Source organism: Flavobacterium sp. P1_E4 (assembly GCF_056405915.1).
Genome location: NZ_JBFUBE010000012.1, coordinates 82,406 through 109,176, shown reverse-complemented (window position 1 = coordinate 109,176; position 26,771 = coordinate 82,406). Strand labels below are relative to the sequence as shown.

General features: G+C 33.4%; 15 protein-coding genes. 5 read left to right on the top strand and 10 right to left on the bottom strand.

All coding sequences use genetic code 11. The annotated features are described in order from the left end of the window. The first annotated feature begins 202 nt into the window (after positions 1-202). The gene (locus tag AC1DY0_RS12525; RefSeq protein ID WP_477188934.1) at positions 203-1,345 is read left to right on the top strand and encodes a DegT/DnrJ/EryC1/StrS family aminotransferase; all 1,143 of its coding nucleotides are present in this window, start codon (positions 203-205) and stop codon (positions 1,343-1,345) included. 439 nt (positions 1,346-1,784) lie between these two features. Here the strand turns inward: AC1DY0_RS12525 and AC1DY0_RS12520 are convergent, their stop codons facing one another. Together AC1DY0_RS12520 and AC1DY0_RS12515 are read right to left on the bottom strand one after the other, a co-directional pair. Next, positions 1,785-2,804, bottom strand: a complete 1,020-nt coding sequence (locus AC1DY0_RS12520) for an outer membrane beta-barrel protein (RefSeq protein WP_477188933.1) — start codon at positions 2,802-2,804, stop codon at positions 1,785-1,787. Between the two features lie 508 nt (positions 2,805-3,312). Next, entirely contained in the window at positions 3,313-4,680 is a 1,368-nt protein-coding gene (locus tag AC1DY0_RS12515; RefSeq protein ID WP_477188932.1) for an NAD-dependent succinate-semialdehyde dehydrogenase, read from the bottom strand. 481 nt (positions 4,681-5,161) lie between these two features. On the opposite strand from AC1DY0_RS12515, the gene AC1DY0_RS12510 reads away from it, so the two are divergent. Next, positions 5,162-5,611 carry an N-acetyltransferase family protein gene (locus AC1DY0_RS12510; protein WP_477188931.1) on the top strand — a complete coding sequence of 150 codons (450 nt, stop codon included), beginning with the start codon at positions 5,162-5,164 and terminating at the stop codon, positions 5,609-5,611. 75 nt (positions 5,612-5,686) lie between these two features. Here the strand turns inward: AC1DY0_RS12510 and AC1DY0_RS12505 are convergent, their stop codons facing one another. The 8 genes from AC1DY0_RS12505 to AC1DY0_RS12470 all read right to left on the bottom strand — a co-directional run bounded on the left by AC1DY0_RS12505 (position 5,687) and on the right by AC1DY0_RS12470 (position 22,709). Then, positions 5,687-7,801 carry an ATP-binding protein gene (locus tag AC1DY0_RS12505; protein ID WP_477188930.1) on the bottom strand — a complete coding sequence of 705 codons (2,115 nt, stop codon included), beginning with the start codon at positions 7,799-7,801 and terminating at the stop codon, positions 5,687-5,689. Between the two features lie 105 nt (positions 7,802-7,906). Then, positions 7,907-8,875: a glycoside hydrolase family 5 protein gene (locus tag AC1DY0_RS12500; RefSeq protein ID WP_477188929.1), complete on the bottom strand. Its 969-nt coding sequence runs from the start codon at positions 8,873-8,875 to the stop codon at positions 7,907-7,909. A 10-nt stretch (positions 8,876-8,885) separates the two neighbouring features. Beyond that, on the bottom strand, positions 8,886-10,124 hold the full coding sequence (locus AC1DY0_RS12495) for a glycoside hydrolase family 27 protein (protein WP_477188928.1): 1,239 nt from the start codon (positions 10,122-10,124) through the stop codon (positions 8,886-8,888). A gap of 227 nt (positions 10,125-10,351) precedes the next feature. Next, positions 10,352-13,213 carry a beta-galactosidase GalA gene (galA, locus tag AC1DY0_RS12490; protein ID WP_477188927.1) on the bottom strand — a complete coding sequence of 954 codons (2,862 nt, stop codon included), beginning with the start codon at positions 13,211-13,213 and terminating at the stop codon, positions 10,352-10,354. A 158-nt stretch (positions 13,214-13,371) separates the two neighbouring features. After that, a complete protein-coding gene (locus AC1DY0_RS12485; protein WP_477188926.1) occupies positions 13,372-16,680 on the bottom strand; it encodes a VCBS repeat-containing protein in 3,309 nt (1,102 codons plus the stop codon). A 120-nt stretch (positions 16,681-16,800) separates the two neighbouring features. Then, positions 16,801-18,351: a RagB/SusD family nutrient uptake outer membrane protein gene (locus AC1DY0_RS12480; protein ID WP_477188925.1), complete on the bottom strand. Its 1,551-nt coding sequence runs from the start codon at positions 18,349-18,351 to the stop codon at positions 16,801-16,803. Between the two features lie 13 nt (positions 18,352-18,364). Then, a complete protein-coding gene (locus tag AC1DY0_RS12475; protein ID WP_477188924.1) occupies positions 18,365-21,517 on the bottom strand; it encodes a SusC/RagA family TonB-linked outer membrane protein in 3,153 nt (1,050 codons plus the stop codon). 313 nt (positions 21,518-21,830) lie between these two features. Next, on the bottom strand, positions 21,831-22,709 hold the full coding sequence (locus tag AC1DY0_RS12470; RefSeq protein ID WP_477188923.1) for a helix-turn-helix domain-containing protein: 879 nt from the start codon (positions 22,707-22,709) through the stop codon (positions 21,831-21,833). A gap of 278 nt (positions 22,710-22,987) precedes the next feature. Here AC1DY0_RS12470 and AC1DY0_RS12465 point away from each other — a divergent pair, with 278 nt between their 5' ends. From AC1DY0_RS12465 to AC1DY0_RS12455, 3 genes are read left to right on the top strand one after another with little or no spacing between them, the layout of a single operon-like run. Beyond that, positions 22,988-24,133: a glycoside hydrolase family 26 protein gene (locus AC1DY0_RS12465; RefSeq protein ID WP_477188922.1), complete on the top strand. Its 1,146-nt coding sequence runs from the start codon at positions 22,988-22,990 to the stop codon at positions 24,131-24,133. Between the two features lie 4 nt (positions 24,134-24,137). Beyond that, positions 24,138-25,553, top strand: a complete 1,416-nt coding sequence (locus AC1DY0_RS12460; RefSeq protein WP_477188921.1) for an MFS transporter — start codon at positions 24,138-24,140, stop codon at positions 25,551-25,553. Positions 25,554-25,577: 24 nt separating this feature from the next. Further along, positions 25,578-26,771, top strand: coding sequence for a glycoside hydrolase family 130 protein (locus AC1DY0_RS12455; protein ID WP_477188920.1), 1,194 nt, complete (start codon positions 25,578-25,580; stop codon positions 26,769-26,771).

Genomic DNA, 26,771 nt, shown 5'->3' with positions numbered 1-26,771 from the left:
ATTTTTACTTACATTTAATCCCGAATCCACATTAGAAATTAACTGTTTGTGTATTCTTATTCAAATCCTAGCACTTACTATAATTTTAAAATTGAATAATCTAGTTTTATAATTTAGTCTAATATAGATTGTGGATTTAAGTTAGAATGATTTGCAGACAAAATCATTTTACAGGATTTTGTGGTTTTAATATCAAAAGACAATGAACAAATCAAAAATCTGGCTATCCTCTCCTCACATGGGAGGCACCGAACTCGAATACATACACGAAGCATTTGACTCGAACTGGATTGCTCCATTAGGGGCAAATATTACCGAATTCGAACATGATTTAGAAAAATATTTATCCCGAGGACTTTTTGTAACAGCTTTAAGTTCAGCGACTGCAGCTATTCACTTAGGTTTAATTCTATTGAATGTTAAAGCAGGTGATGTTGTTATTTGCCAATCCCTTACATTCTCAGCATCAGCTAATCCCATTTTATATCAAGGTGCAACTCCCATTTTTGTTGATAGCGAACTTGAGACGTGGAATCTTTGCCCAATTGCTTTAGAAGAAGCTATTATAGAAACGATTCACAAAGGGCAGATTCCAAAAGCAATAATTACTGTTCATTTATATGGTGTTCCATATAAAATTGAAGAGATAAGAACCATTGCCGACAAATACAATATCCCTATTTTGGAAGATAGTGCCGAGGCTTTAGGTAGCAGTTACAAAGGGCAAAAATGCGGTACTTTTGGAGATATTAGTGTTTTTTCATTCAATGGCAACAAAATTATAACCACTTCTGGAGGTGGAGCAATTGTTACATCAAATCATCAATTAAAGAAAAAAGCACAATTTCTAGCCTCACAATCAAAGGATGAAGCTCCTCATTATCAACATAGCGAAATAGGATATAATTACCAGATGAGTAATATTTGCGCAGGTATTGGTCGAGGTCAAATGAAAGTATTAGATAAACACATCGCCTTAAGAAGATCTATGCATGATTTTTATGTTTCTCTTTTTGAAAATGTTCCTGGAATTACTGTTTATTCTACAACAAATCCTGACTACTTTTCTAATTACTGGCTAACTACAATATTAGTAAATCCTGAAGAAACTAAAAATGGTATCAATCGAGAAACCATCCGATTAACATTGTTGGATTCCAATATAGAATGCAGACCTTTATGGAAACCCATGCATTTGCAACCACTCTATAAAAATTATCCCTTTTACGGAAATAAAATTGCTGAATCATTATTTGAAAAAGGGCTGAGTTTACCTTCAGGTTCCAATTTAACCGATTTGGATAGAGATCGCATTCGTACTGTTTTATTAAATTTATTAAGCTAACCGAATTTAAATAGCATAATAAAAACGCTAAGACTAGAAGTACCTAACTGAATTCCAACAAACTAATAATTCAAAATCTCTTCTTTGAATACTATCTCCTTTAACTTTACACTTTCTTCAAAAGAAATAATGTATTTACCATAATGAGAATCAGACCTCACAAAATAACACATTTCTTTTTACACCAATTATTCTGCCGTCTTAGCGATTAACTCAAAAATATCCTTGCGACTGCTTACAAATTCAGTCAAAAACAACCAACCAGTTTTTAATTTTCATATTCAAAAATATTCTATAAAAGAAGTGAAAAAATCAAGCAAACCATAGCTAGTCCGTCCTAAACAAAAAAAGCTGCCAAAACCACTAGGGATCTTGACAGCAAAAAAAAAATATTTTTTAATATTATATAAGTCTAAACTCGAATGATAATTCCTTTGAATTAGAATCCGTAAACCACAGCTAAAAGAACTTGAGTAGCAGAACTAGTAGGATTCAAATCCGAATTAACGAACATAACATCATCTGAATTAGTATCAATTCTAAACTCTGGAATAATAGTCAAGCCACTTACTTTATAGTTTCCTGATAAAGTGAAAGCTGTTACGTCTGTTTTTCCATATACAGAAGCTTCTTTATATTTGAAATATTCCGCACGCATTCCTAAAGCAAAAGCATCGTTAAACGCATAAGATGGGTATATAGCAGCTCCTGTATAACCTACATCACCTTCGTTTGAAAAATCAGCCCCATTTAAACCTAATTTGAATTTTTCAGTAAGTTGGAATGTCGCTGTTAAATCAAAAATAGTACCACTTACAGAACCGTCCATAAAGTTAAGATAGGCGCTTGTTCCTCCGGACACATATGACAATTGACCTCCTACGGCATTTAATCCTTTTGCAGGATCTGCTTTGTAAGAATTCCATGAGTCATTAAACACTCCTAACATTGCCCCAAATTTTTCTGTTATTTTATAATTGGCTTTAACACCCGCATTTTGGAATGGTCCGTTGGTAAACAAATATGAAGTTGAATAAGAGAAATTACCTACTGGTGAAATTACCTCATACCCAATAAAAGTTCCCATATAACCGGCAGTAAAACTTAATTTATCTGAAACTGCATATGATGCGTATAAATTTTGAATATGGAATGAATTCAAATCAGTTCCATCACCATTTGGAATCGATTGATATTGTCCTCTTGGACCAAAAGATACTTCACCCACAAAAGACACTTTTTTTATAGTTTTCTTAAAAGCAATATCTAACATACCTAAAGAAACTGAATTTTGATCTGTTCCAAAACTTGTTGGAATATTTGCTGTTTTTGAAAAATCATACTTGTAATACAAATCTCCAGAACCTGAAATTTGTAATGGAGTAGTTTCTGGCGCATCTTGTGCAAATGCAAAACTTGTAGTCAAGGCTAACACTAAAATAGTAATTACTTTTTTCATATTTAATCTGTTTTTTAGTTAGTAATTCAATTAGGGTAATTGAATCGAATTTGGTTATTTTTTCTTTTTTCCTGAGACGAAATTATTAACTTTTAGTTAACAGAAAAACTTTTTTAAAAGTTTCCGAGAAGAATTATCGATATCCGAAAATCATCTAAAAATAATATGTATTTCCTATTTTTTTTAAATTATATTAAAAATTCAATAATCGAATTTTTACTAAATACTATCAAAATTTAAAGCTATTTTAAATTTTAGAGTTAAAAAAACATAGTTTAAGATCAAATTACACAATTAAAAAACACACAACCCCATAAAAAAATAGGGGTATTAAAAAATATTTAATTTTAAAAAATAAAGACTAATTACAAAAATCAAGTATTGATTAAATCGACAAAACAAGGAAACCTTAAACTCACACACTTAAAATTAGCATTAGTTTAAGGTTTTGAAAATCGAAAAATAGAATCTTATTTTAAAGGATTTATCAATTCGTCTATTTATAAAATCATTCAATAATCAATGATTTCATATTCATAAATTCTTTAATTCCTACCTCAGACAATTCTCTTCCATATCCTGATTTTTTTATTCCTCCAAAAGGAATCCTAGAATCAGATCGAACTAGAGAATTGACAAAAACATTGCCCGCTTCAATTCTTCTGGCCAAAGCATAAGCTCGCTCTCTATCTTCAGTCCAAATTGCCGAGGCCAAACCATATCGATGATTATTTGCTATAGCAATGGCATCATTTTCATCTTTGGCTCTAATAATAGTTGCCAATGGGCCAAAAGTCTCTTCTTTAAAAGCAATATTATTAACATCCACAAAATCAATTAGTGTAGGCTGAAAATTACAATGGTCTCTTTCACCTCCTACTACCACCCTAGCTCCTTGTTTTAAAGCACTTTTTAATTGCTTACTTAATTTATCAGCCAAATCAATTCTCGCCAAAGGCCCCATATCAATCCCACTCTGTAATGGATTCCCTTGTTGCAAAGCAATTATTTTTTTAGCAAAAAGTGCAGCAAATTCATCGGCAACTTGTTCGGTAACTATAAACCGCTTTGCACAAATACAGGCCTGTCCCGCATTCAGCATTCTGGATTTCACAGCTATTGTGGTTGCTTTTTCCAAATCGGCATCATCCAAAACAATAAAAGCATCCGATCCACCCAACTCCATCACCGATTTCTTTATATACTTTCCAGCTAATACTCCAACCGAAGAACCGGCCATTTCACTTCCTGTCAAAGTAATTCCAGAAACAACATCAGAAGCAATCACACTTTCAACTTGTGAAATATCAATGTTTATTTGCTGGAAAACACCTTCTGGAAAACCAACTTCCAAAAACATCTTTTCGATGGCTTTCGCACAACCAATAACATTTGGTGCATGTTTTAAAAGAGTAACATTCCCCGCCATAATTGCCGGTGCAGCATAGCGCAACACTTGCCAGAAAGGATAATTCCAGGGCATAATAGCAAATACAGCCCCCATAGGATCATAAACCGACATACTCTTGAAAGGTGTGTCGTAATATTGATCTTTAAGTATTTTCTCTGCATTTTCAGCATAGTAATCACAATTCGTTGCTGATTTTTCAACCTCAGCGATTGCTTCGGGAAGAATTTTACCCATTTCATTGGTAATAAGCAATCCCAATTCATCTTTGTTAGCTCTCAATATACCTGCCAATTTTTTCATTCTATCGGCTCTTTCCTGAAAAGTTGTAGTACGCCAATTCTTGAAAGCCAATTCCGATAATTGCAATTTCTGATCCAATTGAGCATTGGTCAAAACTTCATGCTCAGCAATAATGGATTGCGTAAACGGATTTATAGATTTAAATAATTTGACTGTATTATTCATTTTGTTTCCTTAATAATTTTACTAATCCAAAATAACGTTGTGCACTTTTATAAACCGTCATAGATATATTGGTTTTAGCATCAAAAATACTTTCCAAACATATATTTGGCTCCAATTAGTTCATTCAAATTTAATTAATCATTTACACAAAATATAATTATTTTGCTTTATCACCAATATCAAATTTGTTTCATGTACATCTGTTTCAACCAATCCAAATATCATTTTCCATCTAAGAAATATTATTCGATTCAAATGACTTTTATTAAAAATTAACCTTTAACCAAATCACCAAACTTTTTTTACTTGTTTAGTATTAATTGCTAAACCATTTTCAGAATATTTTAGATTTAGATTTTCAGAAAAACACACAAACCAAAAATAAAATTTACAAATAGAGATTGGAAACTAAACCTCAATATCCCTAAAGTAAAGTTTTTTTTGTAAATTTATTTCTCCAACCACTAAAGACCAATCATTTATGATACGAAAAGCTACTACTCAAGACTTAGATCAATTGACGAATCTCTTTGATCAATATGCTGTTTTCTATAAAAACCCATCCAATTACGAAAAGCATTATGCATATCTAAAGGAGCGATTAGAAAATAATGAGGCTATCATTTTTGTAGCTTCAGATGAAACTGATGAAGATAAACTTATTGGTTTTGCTCTAATTTATGTAACTTTTTCTTCATTGGCACTTAATAGAATCCTGATTTTAAATGACTTATTTGTCGACTCTTCTGCTCGAAAAAAAGGTATAGGTGAAAAATTAATTCTAAAAACTGTTGAATTTGCTAAAGAATTAGGAGCTCATGACATCCGATTAAGAACCGCAAAAAACAACACTGTAGCTCAAGGATTGTATCATAAAATGGGTTTTGTAAGAGAGGACTTTCTGTACAGTTATGACTTAGCAGTCAATTAATTAAAAAATGCGAAATAAAATAAAAAAAAGAGGATTCGTATTGAAATCCTCTTTTTTTTTTGAATAAAATCAAATTTAATTAATGGTATTATTTTGAAATACTTGATTAATTAATTCGAATATTTTTTCTTTATTAAGAGGTTTAGTAATATACCCTGAAAAACCGGCCTTCATGATACTTTCCTCCACTTCAGAAGAAGAGTGTGCCGTTTGAGCTATTACAATTCGATCTGGATTGACTTTTTTTATTATTTCAAAAGCTTCGTAACCATCCAGTACAGGCATTTTTATATCCATAAAAATTAAATCAATATTTGGGTCTGCCGCACTAATATCAACAACTTCCTGCCCATTTTTAGCTCTTAAAACAATATGGTTTTTCTTTTCCAATATCGTTTTTAGCAACAGAAAATTAATATTATCATCTTCAGCCACCAAAATGGTTTTGCTTTCAGACTCATTATACGCTATTTCTGGGACGCTATCATTTTCATCATGAGTCGTTTCATCATAATACAATGGAATAGTAAATTTAAAAACTGATCCGCCACCAAAAACCGATTCTACGGTAATTTCTCCTCCGAGCATTTCTACATAGGCTTTGGAAATTGACAATCCCAATCCTAAACCGCTGAGCGAAATAGAATAATCATCTTCTACTCTTCTGAAGCGATCAAATATTACTTTTAAGTCTTTTTCACTAATTCCAATCCCAGTATCTTCAACCCTAAATTCTAAAAATTTTTTATTTGGACAAATGCTATAACCAAACGCAACATGACCATTATCTGTGAATTTTATGGCATTAGTCAATAAATTAACGATAACTTGTTTCAATTTAATTTCGTCGGTCAAAACATCATTCGGTAGTTTAACGCTATTTTCCAGTTGGTAGAACTTTATGTTTTTATCATCCGGTATTGTAACTTTCAGTGTATTATATAATTCATTCAAACATTTTTCAATGTTCAATCCTTTAAATTTTGGCGCAATTTGTTTGGCATCAATTTTGGACATTTCAATCAAATCTTCAATAATAGACACTAAACTTTTGCCACTGGTATTTATGATTTTCAGATACTTCTTTTTGAAAGTATCACTTAATTTATCATCCATCAGTAAGTCTGAAAAACCAATAATAGCATTCATGGGAGTTCTGATTTCATGTGATAAATTGGCCAAGAAAGTCGATTTGAGTTTATCACTTTCTTCAGCTTTTTCTTTTGATTTTTCCAATTGGTATCGGTTCTTCCTATGATCTTCAAACAGATTACCAATATAACCAAATTCACCAGGCTCTTTTTTCAAGAGACTGATAGAAATTTCACGATCACTTTCTAAAATTGTAGTAATTAATTTCAAAGGTTTATAAACCCATTTTCTGGAATAATGAACTGCCGCAATAAGACTAATTAGAGTTACAATTACTATAATCAACAGCAACTCTTTGGTTTTTTCAAAATTGAGATGTGAAGGTCTTTCAAACAATAATTTGGCAACTACCATATTATCTGCATTTCTCAATTTTATTACAGAAGTTACCTTTTTATCCCCAATGGTATCCATATCTACTTTATCCAAAAGCTGAATTTTGGAGCTGCAGATATCTTCTAAATTTTTAAAATATTTTGGATCCAATAAACGAGCCATAAACATATAACCTGACGGCTTCGATTTTACTTTTTTAGGATCATTTGAAGCATGGATGGTCCCACCAAATATTTCGACAACTCCTTCAGGAACTCTCATATAGAACCGAGAAAATTTGGTTCTATATAGATGCATCATTGCTTCTTTGGGAATAAAATCTTTAGATTTAAAATTAGATTTTGAAGTATTGGCGATAAATTTTTTATCTAAATTATAAATTCCAATATAATCCACTTCGTAAGTAGGAAATTCATTTACTATATATCTATTAAACCATGAGATATCTTTTGACTTTGTGAAATTGACCAAAGCATCCCAATAGGTAAGATCATTTATCGTAACAATTTGTGTCTTTGAATTAAAGTCAAATAACCGATTTACCTCAGTTCTATACTGATCTGAATTGACTTTAAAAACGTCCTTTTCTTGCTGAACAGTGTATAAATAAAGAGATGTAAACAGCAATAAAAATAGCGAGCAAATCCCTATGATCAATAACACCAATTTAGAATAAGTCGTTAATTTTAATGTCAACTTCATTTAGTCAAGGGGATTATATCAAAAATAGAGTTGCAATATACTGTTTTATTTTACAACACAAAAAAATCCAACACTTTGAAGAGTTGGATTTTTGAGTTTAACAAACTAATTCTTTCCATTGTATTTCCTTAAAAACTCACGTGTTTTAAGGCCTGATTCTTTAAGATCCTCATCCTTCCATTTCCCTTCTGAGCTTGCAGATTTTTTTAACATGGAACAAGTTTCGTCTTTATCTGAAATAGACCAAGTGATCCAACTTAATTTTCTCGCTTCCATCCAATCGATGTATTCCTGCCATGCAACATAGTTCATCGGCCCATCTCCTGAAGCTTCCATCCCTGCTGATTCGGAGATAAAAATGGGTAAACCGCTCTTGATTGCTTCATCTGTTCGATCTCTAAGTTCTTTTCCATGTGTAGCCGCATAAAAATGCATAGTGTACATTAAATTATCATAGCCTTTTATAGGATCTGTCGCGGGCAAATTAACATCTTGATCCCATTTTGGGCTTCCAACCAAAATAATATTGTCTGGGTCGTTTGCCCGAATCACCTTTATTACTTCTTCGGCGTAAGCCTTAACTTCTGGCCAAGTTTCGTAGTCCGGCTCATTAAATACCTCATAGATTACATTTGGATATTTTCCGTATTTCTTGGAGATTTCGTCAAAATATTCCTTTGCTTCTTTTAAATTAATGTTATGGCTGTGCCAATCGATAATTACATAAATATCGGATTTAATAGCTCCTTTTATTACGGTTTCGATTTTTTCTTTGGAAAATTCTGGTTCTTTCTTATAAGAATGCTCACCTGCTTCGATACCCATTGCTGCGCGGACAACATTACATTTAAAATCTTTAGCCAACCAGTTTACTGCTTTTTCATTATAAAATCTGGGCCACATACTATGCCAGCCAAAACTTACTCCCCCTAAAACAATTGGATTTTGGTTTTTATCTACCAATTGTGTTCCTTTTACGCTGAGCTGTCCGTGCTTTTTAACAAATTGTGCGTTTGCCAAGCCACCACAGCTCAACGCAAGCAGAAATAAGACAATCTTTGATTTGAAATTCATATCTTTTGAATTAAGGAATCAATTTTAATGTAATTACATCATGAGAAGCAATATCGGCAGTGAAATTCTTTTTGGTCGTTCCCGTTTCTTTGTTTTTCCAAAGGTCTTTGATTTTGAATACTGTTTTATTGAAATCGGCTTCATAGCCAAAATCAGCATCTTTGATCGGATTTTTTTTCCAATCATAATTGATTTTTTTAGGAACATCAGATCTGTTCAAAAAGGTAATAGCCCAATTTCCATCGGATAATGGTTTTACCCAAACTTCCAATCCGTCTTCGGCAGAAAGTTTGAATCCTTGAATTCCCAATTTATCCTGATTTACGGCAATCAATTCTTTATTCGTTAAAATAGCCAAGGTTTCTTTGGACATTTTTCTAAAATCATTTCCGGCGATTAAAGGTGAAGCCATCATACACCACATCGCAAAATGGGTTTTATCTTCGGTATTGGTCATTCCGTCGCCCACTTCCATCATATCAAAATCATTCCAATGATCTGGGCCTGAAAACTTACGAATGTCTTTGCGCATTTCTGCAATTTTCATAAATCCCCATGACGACCAATTTCCTTCTTCGTGGTGGAACTCGCAATCAAAGCAAGGATAAATATCACCCGAAATTCTCCAAAGGTTCCCTATTGGTTTTCCCCAATTCCATACTTGAGTGTCACCCCATTCGCAAAGACTGAAAACGATAGGTCTTCCTGCAGTTTTAAGTGCATTGCTCATAGTTGCATAAGCCTCTGGAGCATTGATTCCTGCAGTGTTACACCAATCGTATTTAAGAAAATCAATTCCTAAGTTAGCATAAAAACGGGCATCTTGATATTCATAGCCACGTGTTCCTGGGTATCCAGCGCAGGTATGTGTACCGGCACAATTGTACAAACCAAATTTTAGTCCTTTGGAATGCACATATTCGATTAAGGATTTCATTCCGCTTGGGAATTTTATTGGGTCTGGAACTAGATTTCCATTGGCATCACGTTCTTTTGTCATCCATCCATCATCCAGTACAATGTAATTATAACCCGCAGCCACCATTCCTGTGGAAACCATAATATCGGCAGTTTCTTTTACTAGTTTTTCATCGATGTTGGTTTCGAAAGTGTTCCAAGAGTTCCAGCCCATTGGCGGTGTCATGGCTAAACCTTCAAATTTTCCAGTTCCTTGTTTATAAACATTTCCCTGTGAGAAACCTTGAATTGCAATACTGCTTAGAAGTAAGGAGAGAAGTAATTTTTTCATTTTTTATTTTTTCTTTTGTTATAGATTTTTGAAAATGTTAGCACGCAGATTTATCCAGATTTACGCAGATTTTTTAAAATCAAATGTCTTGTTTTGCAGGATTTGCGTGAGGGATGGCAGTGGAGCTCTTTTTTCTTTTCAATTGCCCCGGGTTTAAACCCGGGGCAATTGAAAAGAAAAAAAGCGGGAACGTACAGCCCGACCCTTGTGGTCACGCCCAAATTATATTAATTGTTCGTTGCATTTATTTTTATTTCGACTTTTTTAAGTCCGCTGCTGGTTGCTGTTAAAGTGATTTGGCCCGCTTCGCCAGTAGTTTGAATGATAACCTGAGCCAAACCGTTAAACAATTTGCGTTTATAATTTTCGGCTTTGGTAATAATTTGAATCGTTCCTGGGTTTTGATTTACCACATCCCATTTGTATTTTTTCAATAAGGGCTGGGCAATAATTGCAATGCTATTTTTGCCTGAATGCAGTATTTTTTTCTCTAATACAAAGGTGTCTCCTTTTTTGTTTTCGGGAATTTCATTGCTGATTTTATGTCCGTTGATAAAAACAGACTGCTTTTTGCCAAGACTGTTGTAAAACAAACTGATCGTTGTTTCGTTGTAATTCGCCGGCAATTCGAACTCGGTTCTGTAAACGACTGCTTTTACTTTTTTGCCAAAAATAGTATCTCTGTCGTCTGTAAAGGCTTTTTGCCAAGATTCGGTTGCTACATTTTCTTGAGTTTCTTCGGAAACATTAAAATCGGCTACTATTTTTTCTTTCAGATTTTCAATATTCAAAACGGTGTTGGTTTCTAAATATTGGTCGGGTTCAAGTGAAGTCGGATTTCCGTTTCCTACACCGATAATTTTTCCCGGTCCTGTGATTGAAAAGGTTACTTCGTTATCAGCAATTGGCACAGAAAGTCCTGATTTATCTTTGGCACTGACCGTAATCATAGCGATATCATTTTTGGCAACTTCTATATTATTTTTATCAGACGCTAAATTTAAAACAGTTGCTACTCCAGTAGTTTTTACAACATCGGTTATGATTTTCTTTCCGTTTTTGTACCCGACAGCTTCAAGCGTTCCGGGAGTATAGTTGACATTCCATTCCAGATGCCCATCCTTCTCCATTGTTTTTTTGCCTAAACTTTTCTTATTTAAAAAAAGTTCCACTTCGTCACAATTGCTATACGCCCAAACTTCGATATTTTGATTCTCCTTTCCTGCCCAGTTCCAGTGAGGTAACAGATGCAAAACAGGCTCGTTTTGCCACCACGCCTTTAAGTACCAAGCAGTGTCTTTATAAAATCCACATTGGTCCACCATTCCGAAATAAGAACCTGTGGAAGGATATTCAAATGGAGTTGGTTCCCCTCGATAATCAAATCCTGTCCAAATGAACATTCCTGACAAATACGGACGGGAATTATAGTGTTTCCAGCCTTGTTCTATACTAATAAAACTAGAGCTTGGCGCTTTATCATAAGCTGGCATGATGTGTTTTTGATTGTCACGATAATATTCGCCTCGAGTGGCATTAGTACTTCCTTCTTCGGTTCCCCAAATGCATTGATTTGGGAATAATTTATGCTGCTCATCGGTGTTTTTATTCACGATATAATTGATTCCCAGCAGACCCATAACTGTTGTAATTCCGTTACTGCCAATCCCACCACTAAAAGCGGCTGTTGCAGGTCTGGAAGCATCAATCGATTTCACATAAGACTGCATGGAACTGGCAATTCTGGCACCTACAATATCATTTTCAATTCCCCATTCTTCATTTCCGATACTCCAACTAATGATTGATGGATGGTTTCTATCGCGTTCGATCATTTTTTTTACATCTGTTAGGTGCATTTCTGTGCTTCCCATTAACCGATTCTCGTCAATTACTAGTATTCCTAAACGGTCACAAGCTTCAAGCAATTCGGGAGTTGGCGGATTGTGTGAACAACGATAGGCATTGCTACCAAAGGATTTTAATGTTTTGATTCGGAAATCCTGCAATGCATCCGGCATGGCCGATCCTACTCCCGCATGATCCTGATGATTGTTTGTCCCTTTAATTTTGACATGTTTTTCGTTAAGAAAAAAACCTTCATTGGCATCAAAACGGATAGTTCGGATTCCAAAAGTCGTTTGGAAAGTATCCACTAATTTATCCTCTTCATAAACCGAAGTAATCATTTTATACAAATAAGGATTTTCAAGCGACCAAAGCGTAGCATTCTGTACTGTTAAATCTGCTGAAAAGTCCTTGGTTTCTCTTGGATTTAAACTGCAGGAATTAATTGTTTTTTCGGAAACACTTTTCCCAGTGGCATCAAAAACAGTTTGGTTTATTTTGAATGATTTTCGAGTTTTTCCTTCGTTTGTAAGTGTTACTAATCCGTTAATTGTTGATGTATTGTCTTTTGTTTTTGTTTGCACAAAAGTGCCGTTATCCGGAACATGAAGCTCATTGGTTTTATTAAGCCAAACATGACGATAGATCCCTGCGCCTTCATAAAACCAACCTTCTTCCATGGTTGCGTCTACACGAACGGCGATTGTATTTTCGCCTCCATAATTAATATAATCGGTGATATCATATTCAAAACCTAAATAACCGCTGTCTTGATTTCCTAAATAATGTCCGTTTACCCAAACAATAGAATTACGAAAAACACCATCGAATGCGATATGAATTCGGCGTCCCAAATCACTTTCGGGAATGGTAATTTTTTTTCGGTACCAACCGATGCTTTTATCTGGAAAATTTCGGCCAATTGCTTTGAATCCGTGGCTAAAACTAGCTTCATTGCTAAAACCTTGTTCTACTGCCCAATCATGAGGAAGATCCAGCTTTCGCCAAGAACGGTCATCAAAAGAAGCATTAGCAGCGCCATCTCCAAAACCTGCTTTTGCCAAATACGAAAAATAAGCCGTTCCAGTATTAAAATCTTTCTTCGTATCTGATGGATGACCAAAAGCAAATTTCCAATCTTTATCTAGTGAAATATGTTCTCTATTTTTGACACTTTGTGCCAAAACTGAGAAGTAAAAACTAAAAAAAACAATCAGTAAATGTGATTTAAGAATCTTCATTGCATAAGAATAAAATGTTAAAATAAAAGCAATCCCTAATTGCTCAGATTAGGGAATGCACTAAAAAATAACCAAATAAAAAAATTAAACTAAAGTCATTATTATTAATAATTACAATCAAAAAAAGCTTTTTAATTGATCTGTATATTATTATCTATTTATTTATTGATTTCGAATGTCTTAGGCGCTGCGTCTTTCACAATTGCCATTATAGCAATGGAGCTGTTTTTGTTTTTTATTTTTCCAAGGTGTTTTACTTCACCTCTTATAAAAAACCCTGATTTTTGATAAGGTTGCCAAGAATATTTACCGTTTTTATTGCCTAAAAGGACACTTCCAAAATTAGAATCCAATCGAGTATATTGTGGCTTGAATCCATACTGGTTTCCACCTAAAATGATATCCAAAATACCATCGTTATTTACATCTAGTGTACAAATGGTATTTACACTCGAAAACTGTACTTCTTTAGGCAGTATTTGTATTTGAAATTTACCATTCCCCTTATTAATTGCGATACAACTTTCTTGTGTTGTCACCTTTTTTTGTATTGACTTGTCTATAACTTCTTTCGAAAATATATCTTGAAACGATTTTGTAGCATATTCGGCATAACTTAAATTATGTTTCTTAATGGATGGAATTTGACTTGCCAATTCTTTCTTTAAATTAATAGTCAAATCACGTCCGCTAATTGTTCTGGTTGCAATTTGCTCAATTGTACCATTATCATCGAAATCATTAATAAATAATTTCAGTGGATTTTCGTTTGTTGCTTTATAAGACGAATTAGTTCCTTTATTTCCTAAAATAAGATCTTTTTGTCCATCATTATTTAAATCCACACAGGAAACTGCATTCCAAAAGCCCGAATAATTAGACAAATTTGATTTGAATTCAACCAATTTTTTTCCAGTATTTTTGAAAATTACTGGCGCAGACCAATCGCCAACTAAAATTAAATCTTTTTTGCCATCGTTATCAATATCTTCCCAAATTGCATCAGTCACCATTCCAACTTGGTTTAATTTGAATGCTATTATGTCTGTACTATTTTTAAAATTTCCTTTGCCGTCATTTTCTAATAATAAATGTTTGGGATCGATTCCATATACACCTGGAACACTTCTGCTGCCAATAAATACATCAATATCCCCGTCATTATCAAAATCAGTAGCCGTTATTACTGCCACATTATTATTTGTTGTTGGAATATTAGTCTTGCTTTTTATAAAATGCCCCTTCCCGTTATTTAAATACAAACGGTTTTTATAATTAGCTTGATCTGCTTTTTCATTTCCACCAGATCCGACCATTAAATCCAAATCTCCATCAATATCTACATCAAAGAAACTAGCAGCTGTATCTTCAAAATCTGAATCATTATCTAAGTCAATTTGTTTTGTTATTACAAAATTGTTGTTGCCTTTGTTTATGTATATTTTTCCCGAAGCCCCTTTTGCACCACCAATGTAAACATCATCGTTTCCATCTCCATTGATATCTCCTACGGCTAACGAAGGCCCTTCTTGAGACAACATTTTTGAAATTAACCCTTCATAATCAAAATCGATATAATCATTTTCTTTGTTAGGAAGTAAAGAATTTGCTTTTTCTGTAAACAAATGTTTTGGCAGTATTTTATTAAATATATAATCTGCTTTTGCCTTATTAATATCTAATTTTAAAGTAGTATTTGCTGTTACTTTTTTTATTGTTTGACATTTATTATTAGGCCATATCACTTGCAAAGAGTCAATTTTTTTGTTTCCAATACCAAAAACTAAACTATAATCCATTGAAGATTGAAAACCTCTGGAAGGCATCAATTCTTGTTTTATTATTTCCTTTCCTGAAAATAAATTAACAGTACTCCCAACAGCAAATTTGTTCTGAGAATCACCTTTTAGTTGCACTTTTACAAAATGATTGCTTTTCTTTTTTTGTGAATTATTTTGATAAACAAACGATTCCATATTGACATTGTTTACCACTAAATCAAGATCCCCATCGTTATCAAGATCTCCATAAGCAGCGCCATTTGAAAAACTCGGCATATCTAATCCCCAATTTTGTGCCTCATTTGTAAAAGTTAGATTTTTATTATTTTTGAATGCATAATTAGAAACAGGCGTACTTGACATTTTATTGATTATAGTTTCTAATTCTTCTTTTTTGCCACTTCGAACCATCTTTTGAATAAAACTATTGGCAAAAAAATCCATAAAGTCTTGATTAGTCAAGTCGTGATAAATACCATTACAAACATAAATATCTTTATAACCGTCATTATCCATATCAAACAGCAGTGCACTCCAACTCCAATCGGTTCGGGAAACACCTGCAAAATTGGCAATTTCGCTAAATGTATTATTCCCATTATTCAATTGTAATGTGTTTTGCATAAACTGATTGTAGAAATCAAGATTTAATTTTCGGGTAAATAAATCATAATTTTCAAAACTTGTAGTCGTTTTAAGGCGGTCGTCCGGTTCTGGCAACATATCCGTAACGAATATATCAGCTAGTCCGTCATTATTAATATCCGCCATATCTAAGCCCATTGAAGATTGACTGATATGACTTACTTTATTTTGCAACTCTTCGGTAAATGTTCCGTTTTTATTGTTGATATATATGTAGTCTCTTTCATAAAAATCATTGGATATATAAATATCTGGATATAAATCCCCATTTAAATCCCCAACAGCAACACCTAATCCAAATCCGATAAGGCTTCCATAAATACCTGCTTCTTGACTTACATCTGTAAATTTACCGTTGTCATTACGCATTAATTTATCGCCGCCGCCTTTTAGTATTTCAGGCACATCCCAATCTTTATCGCGTAATTCTCTTTTATTAGAGTAATTTAGACTGCTTACTGGTATAAAACTGTTATTTAGAATATAAACATCGAGATCTCCATCTTTGTCATAATCAAAAAAGGTTGCATTTGTAGTTATACCTGTATTTGCTAAATTATATTCTGCTGCATTTTCAATAAAAATATTATTTCCTTTATTGATGAACAGTTCGCTTTTTTGGTTTTCGGCATTCTCATTTCCTGCTGAGCAAACGTAAATATCTAATAATCCATCAGCATTAATATCAACCATCGTAACTCCTGTTGACCAAGAGTTATTCCCTTGTATACCTGCTTTTTGCGAAATATCTTCAAATTTAAAATTTCCTTTATTTAAAAACAGTTTGTTACTACCTTGATTCGATGAAAAAAACACATCTGATAAACCATCATTATTGATATCACCAATAGCAACACCACCTCCATTATAAAAATTTCTATAATTAAAAAGATTCATTTTCTTTCCGTTCGTTACTTCATTAACAAAAGTAATCCCCGTTACAGAAGCATCCATTTTAGTAAACAGAGTATCTTCGTTTTGTTTTGAACAACTTGAAAAAACAAAAAACAAAACCAAGAATGAAGCAAATTTTTTTAGCATATTAAAATTATTTTATAACAATTATTTTTTCAAGATCATACATAACAACTATTCATTAACTTATAAAAAAAGAGGGTAAAAAATACCCTCTTTTAGGAATCTAAACAATATTAAACCAAATTAATAACCAGGATTTTGTTTTAAATTTTTATTCACATCTAGTGCATTTTGAGGAATTGGAACTAAATCATGTCCTGCAGGAATCGTAACATTGAATCTATCCTTAATGTATTTAACATGATTTCCTGTTCTTCTTAATAAATACCATAATGAAAACTCTCCTGCCAACTCATGTCTGTATTCATTTAAAATAGCCTCATCCAGATTAGCAGTAGGTGCAGTTGTCAATCCTGCTCTATTTCTAATTTTCATTAAATATTCTACAGCTTTGGTGTCATTACCAAGTTTATGATAACATTCTGCTTGGCTAATTAAAACTTCGCCATATCTCATAATAATAAGATTTTGACCACCAAATAAATTTGGATAACTCCATCCTTGTACTTTTGGGTCTCTCCATGTTTTCACATTATAATAACCAGTTCTACCGCTAGATGCTGTTTCTCCTGGGCCATACCATGGTGCATCAACAGTACCACAAGTATTCATTCCACCATATTCTGCAATTATATTTTCATATTCAGAAATTTTTATAAGTGGATCAGGATGTGTTTCACCAGGTCCTATAACAGTAGCCGCTTTTCTTGAGTCACCAGGTTCAAATGAGTCATGTAAGACTTTTGTAGAAGCTGCATATCCACCACCTTTACCCACTTCAGCAGGCATACAAAATGATTGTAAAAAAGTAACATTATCATCACGTCCCCATGACAAATCACCTACTGCATCATTAAATTGCAATTCAAATAAAGATTCTTTACCGTTTCTATTTATAGTGGCATGAATATCAAGAAAATTTGCTTCTAAAGCAGCATGTCCTTCTATTGCTTCATAAGCCTTTGCCGCTTTATCATATTGTTTTAACCACATATAGGCATTTCCAAGATAAGCGTAAGCTGTAGCTTTTGTTGCTCTACCTTTGTCTATAGCGTCATATGTCCATGGCAATTTAGTAACTGCTTCTTCCATGTCTTTAGCAATTTGAGTAAAAACTTCATCTTGTGTATTTCTTGGGGCATAATCATTTACACCATCTGAAGGTGAAATTACAACTGGAACACCCCCAAAATTTGAAGCTAAAATAGTGTACATAATACCTCTAACTGCCAAACATTCTCCTTGCAATCTATTCCCTAAATTCGCACTAACTTTACCAGCTTCTATAGCTTCAGGTAATTTTGCTAACGCCATATTTGCTCTACCAATACCAATATAATGACTTTCCCAAAGCGCATTAAACGGCGCAAAAGTTGAAGGTATTTCATATCGTTGAAAGAAAGTATCTGCTCCAACATTCAAAAGGTCTTGCGACAAGAAGTTTGCAGGGTAAAACAATGCTTTAGTATTATATTCGGCACTTTTTTCTCCTTGAAACGTATCATATACTCCAGAGATAGCTGCAGTTGCAGTATTATCATTTGAGAAAACAATTTCGCCGTTAATACCATCTGTTTTTTCATCTAGCAAGAAGTTCTCAGAACAACTTGAAGAAATCAATATTGCAAAAGCTAAAAATGTTTTTGCTATCTTAATTTTATTATTTTTTTTCATTTCTAATGTTTTTTTAAAATTGTAAGTTTAAACCTAAAGTAAATGATCTAGATACTGGATAACTACCAAAATCAATTCCTCTAGTTTGCACACCACCTGTAGTACCGTTTTGATCAGAAACTTGACCAATTTCTGGATCCCATCCTGTGTATTTAGTAAAAGTTAATAGGTTCTGACCACTCACATAAATATTTAAGTTTGACATACCCAATTGACTTATTATACTTTCAGGCAGTGAATAACCAATTTTTAAATTTCTTAATCTTAAGTAAGAACCATCTTCTATAAAGTGATCGGAAGCTCTATTATTTTTATTTGCATCAATCAAAGTTGCTCTTGCATATTCATTTGAAGTTCCTGCTCCTCTCCAATAGTTATTGTAATAATCAACACTAATATTTGTATATCCGTTACTTATACCATAACCACCTGCAGTTTCTTGCTCAACACGAGTATAATTAAGAATTTCATTTCCGTAACTACCATTAAAATCAACACCCAAAGAGAATTTTTTATATTTTGCATTGAAACTAAAACCACCGTAAAACTTAGGAATTGGACTTCCAATAACTGTTTTATCCTCAGCTGTTATTTTGCCATCTCCATTAACGTCTACAAATTTTCTATCTCCAGGTACAGTAGCTGAATTTTGATAAACTCCACCATCAGCACCTGCATTCAAAGCATCAATTTCTGCTTGATTCTGGAAAATACCAGCTGCTTTGTAACCATAAAAAGATCCAACATTACCGCCAACGTATGAACGCGTAATATCTTGCCAATCATCAACAAAAGATGGAGCAAATTGAGAAGTAAATTTTACAAATTCTTCTCCACCAAGACTAGTGATTTCGTTTTCAATTGTAGTTAAATTAGCTGAAACATCCCAAGTAAAATCACCATTAGTTTTTCTATATCCTAATAAAAACTCAAAACCTTTATTCTCAATATTTCCAGCATTTACTGGTCCTGAAGTAAAACCTGTTTGGGCTGGTTTTGTTTGATACAACAAGAAATCTTTAGATTCTTTATTGAAATAATCTACTGTAAAATAAACTTTTCCATCAAATAATTCTCCATCAATACCTAAATCAGTTTGAAGTTGAGTTTCCCATTTTAAAGAACTATTAGCTAATCCTGTTGGCGCTAGACCTGGCGAAAGTTGTCCGCCAAAAGTATATCCAGCATCATCACCATTTATACCGTTAGCATAAGTAGTTTGATAAAGGAAAGGCCCAATTCCTTTATAGTTTCCAGTTTCACCGTAGCTTCCTCTTAATTTCAATACATTAAATACACTTCCTTTCATGAAAGCTTCTTCATCTATATTCCAACCTGCACCTGCAGAATAAAAAGGAGAATATGGATCTTCTAAAAATCGATCTCCAACACCATCTCTTCTTGCAGTTGCCGTGATGTAATATTTATTATCATAGCTATAATTGAATCTTGCAAATTGACTCGCCAATGTACTAGTACGAGTATATCCGTTTGTATAATCAATTTTTCCAGCTGCTGATAAATCTCTAATATCATTACTTAAAAAATCTGAACCTCTAGTAGATAAAACTTCATTAGTACCTCTTTGAGCAGAAACCCCTCCCAACAAATTGAATTTACTTTTACCAAAAGATTTTGTATACTCCAATAAACCTTCAGCCATCCAATCATTATACACATTGTGTGTAATGGCATAAGTCGCATTTGCTCTATTATCAGCATTTGCAGAACTACGGAAATAAGATGGTAAAAATTGAGCTCTATTGTCACTTATAGTAGTAAAACCATAATTAGCTTTTGCATTCAATCCAGGGATTATATCATACTCAACACCCAAATTAGCTTGCGTCGTATATTTAGCATTATCATTATCTTGGTCTAAAGCCAGACCCAAAATATTTGTACTTGTAGCAAATTGACTTACGTCTCTAAAAGCACCATACAATCCATTATCATAAGGTAAATTTGTTCCTGTTGTATTAGATAAATAAGGAACATTTGTAAAAACCTTTGCTAAATTATCGTATCCACCACCTAATGGCGTATAAGTAGATTGTTTGTTATATTTAATGTCAGCTTTTGCTTTAAATTTATCTGTGATATCATATTCACCTTTTAAACCTAAATTCCATTTTTTACTTGAAGCCCCTATAACAATACCATCTTCATCTGTAAGACCAGCTGTTAAAGCAACTCTAATTTTATCACTTCCACCTCTAATAGAAACATTATGTCCGTATCTAACTGCAGTTTGATAAGCATAATCTTGCCAATCAACATTCGTTAAACCAGCACCCGAGTTTGCCCATTCTGGAAGTGTTGCCACGCCTTGTGCTGTACCTAAATCGTTTGCGAATTTAGCAAACTGATTAACGTTCAACATATCAATTTTTTTATGTAGGTCACCTGTACTTAACCAACTGCTAAGTTCGACAACCATAACTCCTTTTTTGGCGCTTTTAGTTTGAACAATTACAACACCATTACTCGCTCTAACCCCATATAAAGCAGAAGCTGATGCATCTTTCAAAATAGAAATAGATTGAATATCATTCGGATTCAAATACGAAATATCTTCTACAGGATATCCATCAACTATATATAGTGGAGATGTACTTCCAAAAGAACCAACTCCACGAATATTTACTGACATTCCTGATCCAGGAGCACCAGAATCTTGTGTTACTTGCAAACCAGCAACTTTACCTTGCAAAGCTTGATCTACTGATGTTACTGGCATACTAGTCAATTTTTCTGAACTAATTACACCTACTGCACCTGTTAAATCTTTTTTGGTAGTTTTTCCATAAGCTACAACTACAACATCTTCCAACTGGTTAGAAGCAGATACAAGAACAACGTTTACTTTTTCTTTTCCATTAACATTAACTTCTTGTAAAGCATAGCCTATAAACGAAAAAACTAAAACGTCTGTAGCTTTCAGACCGCTTAATTTATAATTTCCGTCAAAATCAGTTGTTGTACCATTGCTACCTCCCTTTATAGTAACATTTACACCTGGTAAAGAGCCTTCAGCATCCTTTACAGTACCTGATACGCTCGTTTGAGCAAACGTAAAGCTACTCGCTAATAGGAAAAACGACATCAACAGAAGCATCTGGTAATTGAACTTCCAATGAATCAAATTAGATAATAATCTTTTCATAATAAAAATTTGTTAGTTAAGTTCAATAATATCCAAATGGCTATTTCGGATATTATCATTGGTATTAATTAGTGTTATTTATAATTAACAAATCTATAACAGTACTTAACATCAAATTAATATTATTATATCATTTACTAATAATATTTTTTCAAAATGAAAATATAATTACATATAAAAAAATTATAATCAGAATTTTTTAAATTATTACTATTTATTACCTATAATATATATCATATAGTTAATTTCGAAATAAAAAATGCTTCCTGAAAGACTCTCGCAGGAAGCATTTTAGCAAAAAAAATGATGTGTATTATAAGATTCTCTTTAATCCTGAAAAATCATCGCGGTATTGACTAGGAGTACATTTTTTAAAAGCCTTAAAACTTCTATTAAAATTAGCTATATTATTAAACCCCGACTTGAAGGCAACCTCCGAAATACTTAGGTCTTTCTCCACTAACCACCTGGCTGCGTAACCAATTCGGATGTCATTAATATAATTGACAAATGTTTTTCCAGTACGTTTTTTTATAAATCTATTAAAAGAAATCGTCGTCATATTTGCCACACCTGCCACTTCTTCCAATGATAATTTTTCGGCAAAATTCTTTTGAATATAATCATAGATCAATTTCATTTTATCATACTCTTCAAAAGTATCATTTTCAACGGTAAAAGTTGACAAAAGCCTTTGATTACGGGAGTTTGCAAGATCATACAATATAGAAATGATCTCCAAGAAATAGTCCATACCATCCAACTTGGATATCTTTATTAACCTTGGAGTAAGCATTTCGGCCACTTGATTTGAAAATAAAATACCATGTACAGAACGATTAAACATCTCCTTTATAGGTGTCATAATTCGTCTTGACAACAAAAACTCATGAAAAAGATCATTATGAAATTGAATGGTTATCTCGTGAATTTCTTTGTTTTTGCATTTATTCAATTCCCAACCGTGGTACAAATTAGGACCAACCAACACCAACTCTATATCGTCAATCTCTTCTATATTGTCGCCTACAACACGTTTCACACCTTTTCCGTTCAATATAAAATTGATCTCAAATTCAGGATGATAATGTACAGGATAATCAAACTCATCTTTAACTCTGTCAAAAACCAAAAAACTATCTTGTGCTGCAAGTGGAACTATTTCTCTATGAAAATTTTTAAAAGCGCTCATAATTCATTTTTTTATTTGCAATAATAAGATATAAAATTGACAAAATAATATTAACCCAAAAGATCTTATTGCTATATCTTTGAAAAATGGATTTATACTTTTAAAACTAAAAATATCTTAAAAAAATATAAATCATTTTAAAGCCGTTATTTTTTTAACATTTTGACAAAAAATTAATAAAAATATAAAATTGCAACTTTAAAATTTTAATCATTTGATATTCAATCCGAATTGATTTTTATTTTATTTTAAGCCAATAAAAACTCATTACAACAGATATGACAAAAACAAGCTATATATCCTCACTTTTTTTAATTTTTAACATATTTTACTCCTGCTATTCACAGAACAGTGATACTAAATTATCATTATCTGATAAAAAATCTACCAAAAACACTATACAGTTGTATCAAAATTTACAAAAAACTATCAATAAAGGCATTTTATTTGGTCATCAAGATGATTTGGCATACGGTGTAAACTGGAAATATGAAGAAGGAAGAAGTGATGTAAAAGATGTCGTTGGAGATTACCCAGCGGTTTACGGATGGGATTTAGGGGGACTTGAAACCAAGTCAGATAAAAATATAGACGGCATTCCTTTTGACAAAATGAGACAATATATAATTGACGGATACAACAGAGGAGGTATTATCACTATCAGTTGGCATTCTAATAATCCTTTAACAGATGGGAATGCTTGGGACACTACTCCAAAATCATTGGCTTCTGCTTTACCTGGAGGTCAAAGTCATGAAAAATATAAAGCTTGGCTGGATGAAGCTGCAAAATACATCTTAACTTTAAAGGATAAAAAAGGGAATCTAATTCCTTTATTGTATCGTCCGTTTCATGAACTTACTGGAACTTGGTTCTGGTGGTGCAAAAACAATGGAAGCCCTGAAGAGTTTAAAAACCTTTGGAAATTCACTATTGATTATTTTCAAAAGAAAGGAGTTCACAATTTAATTTACGTGTACAACACTGCCGATTTTAATTCGAGAGAAGATTTCTTAGAATACTATCCAGGCCCCGAATATGCTGATATTTTAAGTTTTGACAAATACATTTACAATGATCCTTTGAAAGACAATTCTTTTGTGAAAAATTGTCAAAGACAATTTGGAATAATCGCCCAAATTGCCAAAGAGCAACATAAAATCATTGCTTTTGCAGAAACGGGTTACGAAGCCATTCCATATGATAAATGGTGGACAGATACTTTAATGAAAGCTATGGGGTCCTACAAAATATCCTATGTGTTGGTTTGGAGAAATCACGGATGGCAGGAGAAAGAAAAAAAATTCCATTATTATGCTCCGTTCAAAGGACAAGTAAGTGAAAAAGATTTTATCCAATTTTACAATCTAGACAACATTCTTTTTGAAAAAGATGCCGCAAAAATAAACCTTTATAAAAAATAAAACCATGACAACAAACCCCAAGAAAGTAATGGATTCTAAAATCAGTTTAAAAGAAAAAGTTGGCTACGGATTAGGAGATGCTGCTTCCTCCATGTTTTGGAAAATTTTCAGCATGTATCTGATGTTTTTTTACACCGATGTCTTTGGGATAGCGCCTGCCGTGGTTGGAACTATGTTTTTGATTACCCGAATTTGGGATTCCTGTTTTGATCCATTGGTTGGAATTATTGCGGACCGTACCAAAAGCCGTTGGGGAAAATTCAGACCGTATTTATTGTGGACAGCGATTCCATTTGCCATAATTGGAGTACTGACTTTTTATACCCCAGACTTTGATGAAAAAGGAAAAATAATATATGCTTACGTTACTTATTCATTAATGATGATGGTATATTCAATAATCAACGTGCCATATGCTTCTTTGCTTGGAGTAATGTCTGGTGACCGAAAAGAACGCACTACTCTTTCCTCCTATCGTATGGTTTTTGCTTTTGGCGGAAGCTTATTAGCCCTTTGGTTAATTGAACCATTGGTAAATCATTTTGGAGGAAGTTTAAACTCAAAAACAGGCTGGTTATACACTATAATCGTTTTTGGAATCATCACTACAATTTTCTTTTGGTCTTGCTTTTTTCTAACCAAAGAAAGAGTACAACCTATAAATGATGAAAAACCAAATTTAAAAGAAGATTTAAACGACCTTCTTAAAAACAGACCTTGGTGGATTTTACTAGGTGCCGGAATTGGCGCTTTGGTATTCAATTCTATCCGTGATGGGGCCGCGGTTTATTATTTCAAATATTATGTAAGCAGTACTGTGAGTTATAGTTTCAACATTTTGGGAGAAAATTTTGCGATGACTCCAACCACTCTTTACTTGGTATTGGGACAAGCCGCAAACATCATCGGTGTGATTGCAGCTACTCCAATCGCCAACAAAATTGGTAAAAAGAAAACCTTTTTTGGGGCTATGGCACTTGCCGCTATTTTAAGTATCTTTTTCTATTATATCGGAAAAGAAAATATTGTACTGATTATGGTTTTCCAAGTAATGATTAGTATTTGCGCAGGTTGCATCTTCCCATTAATCTGGTCCATGTATGCTGATAGTGCAGATTATTCCGAGTGGAAACAAGGCAGAAGAGCCACTGGTCTTATCTTTTCAGCTTCCTCGATGTCTCAAAAATTTGGTTGGACAATCGGCGGTGCTGCAACTGGATGGCTTTTAGGATACTTTGGCTTCCAAGCAAATGTAGTGCAAACTATCACTGCACAAAACGGAATATTACTAATGCTAAGTATACTTCCGGCAATTGCTGCCGCACTATCAGTACTTTTCATTCTATTCTATCCTTTATCTGAAGAAAAACTACAGACCATTGAAGACGAACTTAATGACAAAAGAAATTTAAACAAATAATACTTGATTTTAGAAAATTCAGTTATGAGCACTACAAAAATAAATACCGATTTAAAACAAATAAAAATCGAACTCGACAAACAATTCAATGCTTTAATTCAAACAAAAAACGAACCACAAGAAGGTATTGGAAACGGAATATACACTCGCTACAAAAACCCCATTTTAACTGCCGCACACACACCACTGGAATGGAGATTTGATTTTAATCCAAATACAAATCCATTGCTTTTGGAAAGAATTGCCATAAACGCGACATTCAATGCTGGAGCCATAAAATGGAATGACAAATATATCCTCGTGGCTCGTGTGGAAGGTGCCGACAGAAAATCTTTCTTTGCCATTGCCGAAAGTCCTAATGGTATTGATAATTTCAAATTTTGGGACAAACCTTGTGTGATTCCCCAAACTGAAGAACCAGACACCAATGTGTATGATATGCGTTTAATAAAGCATGAAGACGGATGGATTTACGGTATTTTTTGTACTGAAAGAAAAGATCCATCAGCACCAAAAGACGACACCAGTACCGCTATTGCCAATGCAGGAATTGTACGTACCAAAGATTTAATCAACTGGGAAAGATTACCTGATTTGATTTCGAATACAGGACAACAACGTAATGTGGTATTGCACCCTGAATTTGTAAACGGAAAATATGCTTTGTACACTCGTCCGCAAGATGGTTTTATCGATGTAGGAAATGGTGGTGGAATTGGACTTGGATTTGTGGAAGACATGACCAATCCAGTTGTAAATGAGGAAAAAATCATTTATGGAAAACAATACCACACTGTATATGAATTGAAAAATGGTCTGGGACCAGCACCAATCAAAACTGAAAAAGGTTGGTTGCACTTAGCTCATGGAGTTCGTAATACTGCCGCCGGTTTGCGCTATACTCTGTACATGTTTATGACGGATTTGAATGACATTGCAAAAGTAACTCATGCTCCTGCAGGACATTTTATGGCACCAGAAGGCATAGAAAGAGTTGGAGATGTTTCCAATGTTTTATTTTCTAATGGATGGATCGAAGACAATGACGGAACTGTTTATATCTATTATGCTTCCTCAGATACCAGAATGCATGTAGCGGTTTCATCTGTAGATAAACTTGTGGATTATGTTATAAATACACCCGAAGACACCTTAACTTCTGCGGGTTCTGTCAATACAATTATCAAACAAGTGAATAAAAATAAAGAAATTTCATAA

Excerpts from the sequence above, each read along its gene's own strand:
- AC1DY0_RS12495 (WP_477188928.1), bottom strand. The coding sequence starts at position 10,124 with ATGAAAAAATTACTTCTCTCCTTACTTCTAAGCAGTATTGCAATTCAA.
- galA (WP_477188927.1), bottom strand. The coding sequence starts at position 13,213 with ATGAAGATTCTTAAATCACATTTACTGATTGTTTTTTTTAGTTTTTAC.
- AC1DY0_RS12525 (WP_477188934.1), top strand. The coding sequence starts at position 203 with ATGAACAAATCAAAAATCTGGCTATCCTCTCCTCACATGGGAGGCACC.
- AC1DY0_RS12485 (WP_477188926.1), bottom strand. The coding sequence starts at position 16,680 with ATGCTAAAAAAATTTGCTTCATTCTTGGTTTTGTTTTTTGTTTTTTCA.
- AC1DY0_RS12500 (WP_477188929.1), bottom strand. The coding sequence starts at position 8,875 with ATGAATTTCAAATCAAAGATTGTCTTATTTCTGCTTGCGTTGAGCTGT.
- AC1DY0_RS12475 (WP_477188924.1), bottom strand. The coding sequence starts at position 21,517 with ATGAAAAGATTATTATCTAATTTGATTCATTGGAAGTTCAATTACCAG.
- AC1DY0_RS12460 (WP_477188921.1), top strand. The coding sequence starts at position 24,138 with ATGACAACAAACCCCAAGAAAGTAATGGATTCTAAAATCAGTTTAAAA.
- AC1DY0_RS12480 (WP_477188925.1), bottom strand. The coding sequence starts at position 18,351 with ATGAAAAAAAATAATAAAATTAAGATAGCAAAAACATTTTTAGCTTTT.
- AC1DY0_RS12510 (WP_477188931.1), top strand. The coding sequence starts at position 5,162 with ATGATACGAAAAGCTACTACTCAAGACTTAGATCAATTGACGAATCTC.
- AC1DY0_RS12505 (WP_477188930.1), bottom strand. The coding sequence starts at position 7,801 with ATGAAGTTGACATTAAAATTAACGACTTATTCTAAATTGGTGTTATTG.
- AC1DY0_RS12520 (WP_477188933.1), bottom strand. The coding sequence starts at position 2,804 with ATGAAAAAAGTAATTACTATTTTAGTGTTAGCCTTGACTACAAGTTTT.
- AC1DY0_RS12470 (WP_477188923.1), bottom strand. The coding sequence starts at position 22,709 with ATGAGCGCTTTTAAAAATTTTCATAGAGAAATAGTTCCACTTGCAGCA.
- AC1DY0_RS12465 (WP_477188922.1), top strand. The coding sequence starts at position 22,988 with ATGACAAAAACAAGCTATATATCCTCACTTTTTTTAATTTTTAACATA.
- AC1DY0_RS12515 (WP_477188932.1), bottom strand. The coding sequence starts at position 4,680 with ATGAATAATACAGTCAAATTATTTAAATCTATAAATCCGTTTACGCAA.
- AC1DY0_RS12455 (WP_477188920.1), top strand. The coding sequence starts at position 25,578 with ATGAGCACTACAAAAATAAATACCGATTTAAAACAAATAAAAATCGAA.